The sequence below is a fragment of the Pseudoalteromonas sp. MIP2626 genome (assembly GCF_013414205.1).
Lineage (GTDB): Bacteria > Pseudomonadota > Gammaproteobacteria > Enterobacterales > Alteromonadaceae > Pseudoalteromonas > Pseudoalteromonas nigrifaciens.
In genome coordinates this window covers 1-3,446 of the sequence record NZ_JAATTW010000090.1, presented here as the reverse complement: position 1 = coordinate 3,446, position 3,446 = coordinate 1, and the positions used below count along the sequence as shown (strand labels likewise).

Annotated in this window: 5 protein-coding genes; 3 read left to right on the top strand and 2 right to left on the bottom strand. The window is 36.3% G+C overall.

What is annotated here, in order from left to right:
* Positions 1-42: 42 nt before the first annotated feature.
* Both HC000_RS17975 and HC000_RS17970 read right to left on the bottom strand, forming a co-directional pair.
* Positions 43-639 carry a hypothetical protein gene (locus tag HC000_RS17975; protein ID WP_179808366.1) on the bottom strand — a complete coding sequence of 199 codons (597 nt, stop codon included), beginning with the start codon at positions 637-639 and terminating at the stop codon, positions 43-45.
* Positions 636-1,247, bottom strand: coding sequence for a TnsA endonuclease N-terminal domain-containing protein (locus HC000_RS17970; RefSeq protein WP_069438782.1), 612 nt, complete (start codon positions 1,245-1,247; stop codon positions 636-638). The genes HC000_RS17975 and HC000_RS17970 overlap by 4 nt, the downstream gene beginning before the upstream one ends.
* A gap of 676 nt (positions 1,248-1,923) precedes the next feature.
* Here HC000_RS17970 and HC000_RS17965 point away from each other — a divergent pair.
* The 3 genes from HC000_RS17965 (at position 1,924) to HC000_RS17955 (ending at position 3,195) form a co-directional block, all read left to right on the top strand.
* Positions 1,924-2,247, top strand: coding sequence for a hypothetical protein (locus HC000_RS17965; RefSeq protein WP_069438783.1), 324 nt, complete (start codon positions 1,924-1,926; stop codon positions 2,245-2,247).
* Positions 2,248-2,604: 357 nt separating this feature from the next.
* Complete coding sequence (locus HC000_RS17960; RefSeq protein WP_069438784.1) at positions 2,605-2,829, top strand: hypothetical protein; 225 nt, start codon at positions 2,605-2,607, stop codon at positions 2,827-2,829.
* Between the two features lie 39 nt (positions 2,830-2,868).
* Positions 2,869-3,195: a hypothetical protein gene (locus HC000_RS17955; RefSeq protein ID WP_055011433.1), complete on the top strand. Its 327-nt coding sequence runs from the start codon at positions 2,869-2,871 to the stop codon at positions 3,193-3,195.
* Positions 3,196-3,446 lie beyond the last annotated feature (251 nt).

The following is a 3,446-nucleotide window of genomic DNA, read 5'->3' as shown; positions in this document are numbered from 1 at the left end:
TACCTCAGGTTAATATGCTGAGTAAATTATGCATAGGTGCCATTAACATTGGTATGTGGGGCTAATTACGCGCTTACGTTTATAGTTACTGTAATATGCGCCTTTGAAAGCAGAGTTATTACACGAATAGACGGTAGCGATGTAGTGCTGTATGAAAGCCTCAGTGGCCGCATTTAGCCGTATAGGCCTATTACGCTTCACTCCCGCAAGCGCTTCATCATTAAAATCTGATTGAACCCATACGCGCCAATGGCGACATACCGTTTTCCATTGCGGGTGTTTTGTGGCTATAGTTGCAGGATGTTGACTCTCGACTCGTTTGATGAGCTCATCATATGTCTTCTTGGTTGTAGCAGGGTATCCTTCACTAACCAGTTCTTTCAAGATAGATTGATAAACCAATCGTGATGTAACCGTTAACTTTTGATATTCTGTTAGTTCAATATGTGGATGCTGTGCGCTTCTTAATATAAAGCCTTGATCATCAATTGATTTCTCAAAGTCGTCTCGAGGTAATAGGCGCTTCTTAGTCTCTATACCATCACCGGAAAGGAGTATTGATGTACTGTCAACAAACGCAATAGATTCAACGTTACCGTACTTATTAGTCAAGTCAGTACCCGTAGCATATCCGATCATTTGAGGTGACCTCGCATCAATGTAGTAGAGGCGTTTAACGGCTTCTCCATATCGAATTTATATACATTTGATGCAATTAGTCCATAAGCCTCTGCCACTGGGTTTTTAGCTATACCCTCCAAGCATTCGATGAGTTCACCAAAGGTTAAATCTCCATCAGGCAGCATTGTTAATGGGAATGAATGCTCCGAGTAATACATTGTTATCAGATTAAGGTTCGCCATAAAGATAGTATTGAGCTTATCGACGATGATTAACCGTAAACCTATTTGTGCTTTTTTTCGGGTGTACTCATTAAAAAGATGAATTTTCGAGTGATACTCTTTATCAACCTGAGACTCATGATGAACTTCAATATATTCAGCGAAGCCAGAATGATATAGGACTAAGAAGTCGGGTGTATAGCGGTAAACTTTTTTGTCTATAGTCACTTCTATTTGCTCAGGCTGGGTGGCAAACAGCTTCACATTAGGGTCACATTCCAGTTTAAAAGCCAGGATCAGCTCCTGAAATGACTCGGGATTAAGTGCGCACTGATTTTTATGGGAGTAAAATCGTATAATAAATCGACCTCTGTGAACGTTAGCGTTCGTCTTTGTAACGGTCATAATTTTACCTCCCAAAAAATAAATGTCTTTACACTATAGATAATGGGTGATAAATTAAAAGGTTTATCTTTAGAATAGTTGTTCTTGGTAAGCATTTTTACATTATTCCTTTCGTCATAATTAGGCTTATCAATCCTTGGAGCCACTGAAAATTTTGTTTTATTTTCAAGGGTTAATCTCACTTTAAAATTCAAAAGTTAAGTTCAATGTTTTTTCTACGGGCAAATTATTTATTCTCAAAAAAAATTTATCTTTAAAGTACTGTGAAGGTTTATCGAGTTGTTTTTACCTTATCCAAACCGATTTTATGTTTGTGTTTAACGTGACGTTGTTATGTTCAAGTAAAACACCCAAAGCGTAATTAATATTTAGCGTTACTCCCAAAAGCTTAAATTTAAAATTTCACACCTAGCCCCAGCAAGGTTAATGCTTTTCAAAAGGCAGTCGCTATGATTGCAGATATCGCAAAAATAGAGAAGGTTAAACTGGTCTGACCTCTTGGTATCTTCTTTGAATCTGGTTTTAAAATTCAACAAAGTGCCAATAAAATTAATCCTGGGTTCATATATGCTTCATTATTTTTGTGTTTTTTTAAGAAAAAAGAGGGGGTGTTCTCGCTTATTAGGTTAAGGTTAATGGAGGCTTAAATTTTTTTACAAACAAGATGGAGTGATATATGAAACACAAGCCAGAGGGGTGGGTTGTTTTAACGTTTCAAACTATAGATAGCAAACCCTGCTATGTGTTGTTTTGTTCATGGAAAAATGATGATGAATGGAGAGTAAGCTCAGGTTCAATGGTTCTACCTCACTTATCACCCTGTGGGAATTATTGGATTTGGCCTCAAATATCAGGCTCTGTTTATGAGCTTCCCGTTGATGAAGAAAATGGCTATACCTTTTACACCGGCGCTGTATTAGATGAATTATTAGTAAAAGGGTATCGCGATGGCACTCAGCTAAAACGCATTGCACTTAAAGATATTATGGAAGATAAATAAGGCGATTAACGCCTTGTAATCTATCTATTATATTTTACTTTTGGGGGTCGTGAGCTCTACATAATGGAAGATATTTAGGGGCTTTGGTAGGCAAAGATGAGAATCTGTATTATGTAAATGTTGCTAGTTTTATATTAAAAGCTAATAAATGAATACAGTAAAAGCTAATAAATGAATACAGTAAAAGCTAATAAATGAATAGAGTATAGGTATAACTAATGCGCACTCCTTTAGTAATCCAGCCTAATAAAATTTGGCTAATATCCAATGAGGTTCTGCTTGCGTTGCCGAAGGAGTTGATATTCTGGCTTCATTAATCTTTAATAAGCACAAATATTACTTCACAAAGGATTACTTATGAGAAAAGAACTCGATATTTATAAATTGCACAAACCAGATAGAACATACGATATAATTGACCTAGATATCGTATCGATGGCAGACCAAATTGCCGAAGAAAATAACCTCAGTTATAAAGAAGCAGTAATATTAGCCAAGATTGGCTTTCCAAGCGGCAAAACTAGAATAACGGATATAGTCAAAAACGGATTTAGCTGCAAAGTTGAAAAAGAAGCTTTATAGCAAGCCTACGACGTAAACTTATTTTCGAATTACCTTGTTTTGAACCATAAAGCGTATATTGCCCTAGGGAACTATCTGCAAGTTTACGGGGAATTTATACCGCTTAGGTGTGATAAAGAGCTAATTTTATTTAATCCACTCGTTTTCGAAGAAGAAGACGAATTTCTTACTGAAAAGGCTTACCTGAATGGTATTGAGGATGGCCTCAAATCCTTATCATTTAAATCAGACAAACATCTTGTTTTCAAATCATGCATTCAAGGCGGGACAGCACTTTATTGCAATGCTGAGTTTAAATCTCTGATTAATGAAAATAACTTAAGCGGACTTTCTTTTAATAGTGATTTAGTTAGCATTTTTGCTTAACAAGATAAGCGCGGAATGAATTCATTTAATAAGACCTAACCAAAACTGTCAGATTTGAACAAATAGAGTCAACCAAATCGAACAGACGCATTTGTGCCATGAGCTGCCTTTCCGATTTAACTCATTTCTGCCCCAAGACGAGTTAACGTAAATGCTCTAAGGGCAGCTTTTAGTGAAAACCAGTCATTGTAGTTCGAGCAATTTTACTTCGTATTGATATACTAATGTCATGATTAAAGTTGATTTTATGG